Genomic DNA, 6,010 nt, shown 5'->3' with positions numbered 1-6,010 from the left:
GGTGAAGGCTCATATATTGGGCGTATTGATGAGCCTGTAAATATTAATGCTAATAAAAAGTACATATCAGTTTATGCTTGCCCATATAAAACGTGTTCTTTTTATTACATCGATAAAACCAAAGACCATAAGTTTGCTGAGCACGACGAATTTGTGTTTGGACCATATACAAACGAGCAGTTTACAACGTTAGTTAAAAAGTTAGGCTTACCAAGTGTTGGCTCGGAGTAAGCTGAATGCTAACAAACGCTTTAACCAAGGGACGCAAAACAGCAGGCTTGCGCTCCTTCGTCGCTAATTTTAGCCTGCTATTTTGCGCCGGTTAAGCGAGGCGTTAGGTATTCCTAAAGTATGAAGATAAATTTAAGTGATAGTCATAAATTAGAGATCGTAGTATTAAGCCGTGGAGCGGCTGACTATATTTATGATTACAATCTTCAAATTACTTTAAACGCCGCCAACTTCACATTTACCCATGAAGTATGGGTTGATGGAAGTGAAGTACAAAAGTTCATAAAAGACATCGAATCGTTGAAAAGCTCTTTGAAAGGCGAAGCTAAATTAACCTCTGAAAGTCCCGATGAATTAGAGTTACTAATAAAACCAGTTGATGCTCTCGGACATTTTGTACTAAAAATCGAGCTTGGGAATCAATTTATGGTTGGTACTGAGTGGTGTTGGTCAAAACACATTGACGCATTTCCATTAGAGTCTGCATCACTAGAGTTGGTTTGTGAAGAGATCATAGAAAGCTTGGTATAAAGAATGCCTAACAAGCAACTAAAGCGGGACTGCTAACGCTTGGCTCAGTTTCGCTTCACTCCACATTATAGCCAAGCATTATCAGCCCCTTAGTGTGGGCGTTAGTTGCTAAGGACAGTATGAAGTTAATATTTACATTTATAGCTGGCCTGTTGGCTGGAATTTTTTCAGTGGTGGCATTCTTATTTCTGGAGTCAGACTCAACTGAAATCTGGAAGTCACAGGTTGAGCTAACTACAGAATCTGGAATGGTTATCCCGGTAGGCACAGAGCTAGTTTTAAGCGAATACATGCCTGAGGGCTATGTGGCTTTGTCTTTGGACGTGAATGTCGAAGGTTCTGAACTGAATCTATTCGATAAGTCCGAGGTAGATAAGTCTAATTTACGCAGCCCATTATGGGTGCGAGAAAGCAACTAACAAAGCCAGCCAGAGGGACGCATTCTGCGCCCCTGCTGGCAGGCGTTAGCTAGCAAATGAGACCAATATACAAATTCTTGATCATTGTTGAAGCCATAATTGGGTTCGGTCCTTTAGTCATACTTCTAGGACTAGGCTTAATCACTATACCCATCTCAATTATGGGTATAGTAGACGGTTATTATGGTACGCTGGTTATGTTACTTATTGAGGTTGGTGGCTTTCTAGGCATGTTCGCGTTTATCTCCGTTTTCATGCATATTCTAGAGCCAAACAGATATTTTTTATCGTTTACTAAACTACGTTTATTTATAACCTGTGGTTTTTGCTCAATCCTTGGGTTTGCATTTATGTTAGGTATAAATATCGAATTAATTTGGCTTCTTATACCAATAGCTGTTGCAGTACATTTTATTTATTTAGGCCGCAAATATGTGTTTGCTGCTAGCTAACAAACGCTTCAACCAAGGGACGCAAAACAGCAGGCTTGCGCTCCTTCGTCGCTAATTTTAGCCTGCTATTTTGCGCCGGTTAAGCGAGGCGTTAGGTGTTTCGAGGTTTTTGATGATTCTGCCAACCTATGAAAGAGATCATTATCAATTGGATAATGGAGAAGAATTAAATAAGGAATATCCAGACACATTCTGGATCCCTGAAAAAGAAGACAGGGAATCTCTTAAAGTAGGCGATTTGGTAAAGCTAATTTTCAGCATGGAAGAGAGCATAGGTTCTGACGAAGTTTCGGTTGAACGTATGTGGGTAGAAATTACAGACGTTTACCCTAATTACTATAAGGGCAAATTAGATAATGATCCTGCTGGCAGTGATTGTGTGCAGTGCGGACAACTTGTCACTTTTCAAGCTTGTCATGTAATAGATATTTACGAAGAAAACACCTAACAAGTGCCTAAACCAAGGACGCAAAACAGCAGGTTTGCGCTCCTTCGTCGCTAATTTTAGCCTGCTATTTCGCGCTGGTTAGGCAGGCGTTATGTGTTTCTGAGGTATTGAGTGTCGAAAAAGTTAGAAGTAATATCAAAATCTGACTTGGAAAAGATGCACACAGGCACTTTGATGAGTCGAAGGAGTGCATTATTAAAATGCGAAGAGTCGTTTGAGATGTCAGATCAATATCAAGCGGCTAAAAGTGATGGAATTGAGTTTAAAAATACTCCGCAATGGCAGCAAGCATATCAAGATATCAAAGCTGTCCTATCAACTCGCGAGAATATTCCAAATAAACAAGAACGTAAGGCGCTGCGTCAAGCTAAAGCCAAGCAATCATGGTAAGTGTAAAAACACATAACAAACAGTTTAAAATCGGACAAAATTCAGTTGGCTGGTTTCGCTCCGCTTCACATTATAGCCAACCAAATTTTGCCTTTTAACTTAGGCGTTAGGTATACATGGAATTTCTGCACAAATTTGCATGTTTTGATTGTCGAGTGGCATTCAAAAGACGTGCAACTGAAGAGTCAAATACGGGTACTGCTTGGCAAGCTGATTCAGAACTCGTACATAATTGCCCTAATTGTGGTCGCAGGATGGCTTTTTTAGGTCGAAATTTTCGTACACCGAAACAGTCGAATACAAATAAGTGGCATTCAGCAAGGTTACTTTGGGAAGCAGGTTTCAGGTACTGTGGTAGTGGTTACCATTCAGCTCCTGTTCTCCCAGAATCCAAAGTTGAAACAATAGAGTTCATTAAGAATAATCCTTGCCACACTCAAAAAATTGCAAGTAATAACTTTTGGGAAAAGTATACCTAACAACAGAAAAATCAGTGACAGAAAAATCAGTGACACCCACTACTATTGCGCCTCGGTTGTCTTCAATATAGGCAACTTCAATGAACTCTTTATGAGTATCTAAGCCAATGAAAAGTATGTTATGTTTAGTCATGCTAGCCTCTGCTATTTAGTTATTTGACAAACTAATTATGGCTCTGGCTTTAAGCTAACCCACGAAAATGCGGAGGCTAGCACCGTGTGGGAGTCATTATGTCTATGTGCTCCGGTAGAAATATGGATAACCTGAAAAATTCGATTATGGCACTTGCTGCATCAGCAAAAGTCCAAGAGGCACTTTATCCAAGTTTCGCGGCTGTTGGTGATGAGTTGGTTCTTGATTTTGGTGAATGCTTAGACAACTTGAAAGTTAGCGATTTAACACTTGAACAAGTAGCATCTATTGAAGCGTTAGATGCTTTCATTATTCAGCATTCAGGTACGCAATTCTCAGCCATGTACCGTGAAAATAGTGCTCTATATGAAGATCCTAATTGGGATGAAATTAGGTCACTTGCCAAGCTAGTTGCTAAAGAAATGGGTTGGTCACTAACCGAACCAGTCAAACAAAAACATAGAATTGTAACTGGTTAGCTGAGAGCACATAACAAACGCATTAATGAATGGACGTCTTAAGCTTGGCTGACGCTCGTTCCTCGCTAATTTTAGCCAAGCTTAATCCGCCCATTATGCGGGCGTTATACAACACTCGGGAATCGGAGAAATGAGTAAAACCTTACTAATAATTGGTATAGCTCTAGTAGTTTCAGGTGCACTGATGTTTATGATGACAAAATCAGTGACACCCATCACTATTGATATTCAAGCTGGGGAAGTGAAGTAAAAAAGCATATAAACACTCCAATAATTTTGGTCAAAAATGTTTAGTTATAGGCCAATTTTTAGCGTCCAAGCGTATCTCTACACTAAAACTGAGTTATCGCGCACGACAACGCGCTGTAAATACAGCAGTAAGAAATTCTAGCGTTGAGAATGTGAATTTTGCTAAGCCAGCAAGCGCTCGCAGTTTGTTAGGTTTGTACGTCGTCGTTTTTGCAGTGTTTCACAGTAGGCGGTTATTGTTCGCTCTCTTCCAACTGCACCGTGGAATACCCGAGAAAACTGCGTAGTAAGTTTTATCCAGTTTTCCGGTTCGATATTTAATCGAGTGAGTATGGGTTGAGACTCAAAGATATAGCCTCGCTTGTCGGCGCGAATACATTGGCCTGTTAGCTCAACCAATTCAATATAGGATTTGAGCTCAAAAGGCAGGCCTTTGGGCATGTGTTTTCGTGGGCTGCCAGCGAAGCGTAATAGGCTTTTTGGTTGTTTGCCCAGCTTTGCGTGGTCAACGCGCTTTTTGATGCTGGTGTAGTCTGAGGTTTCAGGCGTTGCGGCAATGTTGGCTCTAATTGGGTTTAGGTCTACGTAAGCGAGACAAGCAGTCAATGCAGCCTCGTCTAGTAATGCTTGGGATTTGAATCGTCCTTCCCAAAACCGGCCTGTACAATTATCTTCTTTATTTGCTCGGCGGGCGATGTCTTCGTTAAGCACTCGCATAAACCAGCTAATATCTGCGAGTCTTTCTCTATATCCATCAACCAGCTCGTCGAATATCAATTGTTCCGATTCGCTGAGTGGTTCACCTTCAGTAAACTTTTGGCTTATCCAATTGCCTTTAAATAACTTGTGCCATCGCATCACAGTCGCTTTATCCGACAGATGCTTAGCCTTTTTATCATCAACATATAAAACAATGTGGGTGTGATTACTCATCACGGCATAAGCACAGACATCAATACAAAACACGGAGCCCAGCATCAGGAGCTTTTCTTCAACCCAATCCCGGCGGTGCTCGTATGATTTTCCAGAAAATTTATCTTCACCGCACAGAAACGCGCGCCTTACGCAGCGGGAGATACAGTGGTAGTATCTGGTGTCGGTTAAACTGATTTGCTTTTTACGGGCAGTAGCCATAGTTTGGTTTCCTCAATCCTTTGAGTGTAGATTCAAAGTTTAGGCAGTATCTTTGGAAGGTGCAAATTAGTGGTGGGTGTCAGCGATTTATTATGACCGCACAGAAAGGCGCGCCTTACGCAGCGGGAGATACAGTGGTAGTATCTGGTGTCGGTTAAACTGATTTGCTTTTTACGGGCAGTAGCCATAGTTTGGTTTCCTCAATCCTTTGAGTGTAGATTCAAAGTTTAGGCAGTATCTTTGGAAGGTGCAAATTAGTGGTGGGTGTCAGCGATTTATTATGCCTCACCAGTATTAATCGGTTATGCGAGACGTTATGTAGATGGATAAATATGAAGAAGAAATTGCTACTCGTTGCTGTGCTCCTAAGCCCATTATTTTTTTGGTACGGATACAAACCTATCCGAATATTGGCTCCTGAGCTTAACGGTTTGGACTGTGTTAGTGCTACCATCTGTATTGATGACTCTTCTAAACTTGATGAAGCATCAAAGCTGTATTCATCAGCATATTTTTTCACAGAAAAAAAGGTGGCTTCATTCGAGAAAAGCCCTAGAGTAATTTTTTGCTCTACCTCTGCCTGCTTTAACTCATTCGGTCTTGAGGAAATGAGAGCTATAACAATTAGTACAATTGGTATAGTCGTAGGTCCTAGAGGTTGGAACTCGACTTTTCTTTCTCATGAATTTGTTCATCATTTACAGCATGAAAAACTCGGTGACTTTGAGGTATGGCTAGATACTCCGCAATGGTTTATGGAAGGTATGGCTTACTCTCTCACTGATACACGTGAAGTCTTAGATGAACCATGGGAAAGTCACCGTGCTAAGTTTGAGCTTTGGAACAAGAACTTAGACACTAATAATTTCTGGCAAAGGGCGCGATCACTGTAAATTCACATAACAACGCGCTTAAAAGGGCGGACACAAAAGGCTGGCTTGCGCTCATTATTTGCTCAGCTTATTCTGCTATTTTACTGATTTTATCATGGCATTATATTCTTTAGATAGCAGCTTATTCTGCTATTTTACTGATTTTATCATGGCATTATATTCTTTAGATAGC

At 40.9% G+C, this 6,010-nt stretch carries 9 protein-coding genes and 1 pseudogene; 7 read left to right on the top strand and 3 right to left on the bottom strand.

Annotation, left to right across the window (positions count from 1 at the left end; genetic code table 11):
• From L1D50_RS20760 to L1D50_RS20740, 5 genes are all read left to right on the top strand, one after another.
• The coding region (locus L1D50_RS20760; RefSeq protein WP_239966726.1) for a hypothetical protein at positions 1-231 on the top strand (231 nt) is incomplete at its 5' end.
• 120 nt (positions 232-351) lie between these two features.
• Complete coding sequence (locus L1D50_RS20755) at positions 352-762, top strand: hypothetical protein (RefSeq protein ID WP_239966725.1); 411 nt, start codon at positions 352-354, stop codon at positions 760-762.
• Between the two features lie 119 nt (positions 763-881).
• Complete coding sequence (locus L1D50_RS20750; RefSeq protein ID WP_239966724.1) at positions 882-1,181, top strand: hypothetical protein; 300 nt, start codon at positions 882-884, stop codon at positions 1,179-1,181.
• Between the two features lie 564 nt (positions 1,182-1,745).
• Complete coding sequence (locus L1D50_RS20745; protein WP_239966723.1) at positions 1,746-2,081, top strand: DUF2314 domain-containing protein; 336 nt, start codon at positions 1,746-1,748, stop codon at positions 2,079-2,081.
• Between the two features lie 174 nt (positions 2,082-2,255).
• On the top strand, positions 2,256-2,471 hold the full coding sequence (locus tag L1D50_RS20740) for a hypothetical protein (RefSeq protein ID WP_239966722.1): 216 nt from the start codon (positions 2,256-2,258) through the stop codon (positions 2,469-2,471).
• A gap of 414 nt (positions 2,472-2,885) precedes the next feature.
• Here the strand turns inward: L1D50_RS20740 and L1D50_RS20735 are convergent, their stop codons facing one another.
• Positions 2,886-3,083 (bottom strand): hypothetical protein, encoded by a 198-nt coding sequence (locus L1D50_RS20735; protein WP_239966727.1) that lies wholly within the window; start codon positions 3,081-3,083, stop codon positions 2,886-2,888.
• A gap of 98 nt (positions 3,084-3,181) precedes the next feature.
• Here L1D50_RS20735 and L1D50_RS20730 point away from each other — a divergent pair, with 98 nt between their 5' ends.
• Positions 3,182-3,562 carry a hypothetical protein gene (locus L1D50_RS20730; protein ID WP_128725741.1) on the top strand — a complete coding sequence of 127 codons (381 nt, stop codon included), beginning with the start codon at positions 3,182-3,184 and terminating at the stop codon, positions 3,560-3,562.
• 411 nt (positions 3,563-3,973) lie between these two features.
• Here the strand turns inward: L1D50_RS20730 and L1D50_RS20725 are convergent, their stop codons facing one another.
• Positions 3,974-4,945, bottom strand: coding sequence for a transposase (locus L1D50_RS20725; RefSeq protein WP_239966721.1), 972 nt, complete (start codon positions 4,943-4,945; stop codon positions 3,974-3,976).
• Positions 4,946-5,031: 86 nt separating this feature from the next.
• Positions 5,032-5,133, bottom strand: a pseudogene (locus L1D50_RS20720) (transposase); the annotation flags it as partial.
• A gap of 144 nt (positions 5,134-5,277) precedes the next feature.
• Here L1D50_RS20720 and L1D50_RS20715 point away from each other — a divergent pair.
• The gene (locus L1D50_RS20715) at positions 5,278-5,838 is read left to right on the top strand and encodes a hypothetical protein (protein WP_138521388.1); all 561 of its coding nucleotides are present in this window, start codon (positions 5,278-5,280) and stop codon (positions 5,836-5,838) included.
• Positions 5,839-6,010 lie beyond the last annotated feature (172 nt).

Origin of the sequence: Pseudoalteromonas sp. Isolate6 (assembly GCF_022398435.1) — a bacterium.
Lineage (GTDB): Bacteria > Pseudomonadota > Gammaproteobacteria > Enterobacterales > Alteromonadaceae > Pseudoalteromonas > Pseudoalteromonas galatheae.
This window is presented reverse-complemented; position numbering and strand designations above follow the sequence as displayed.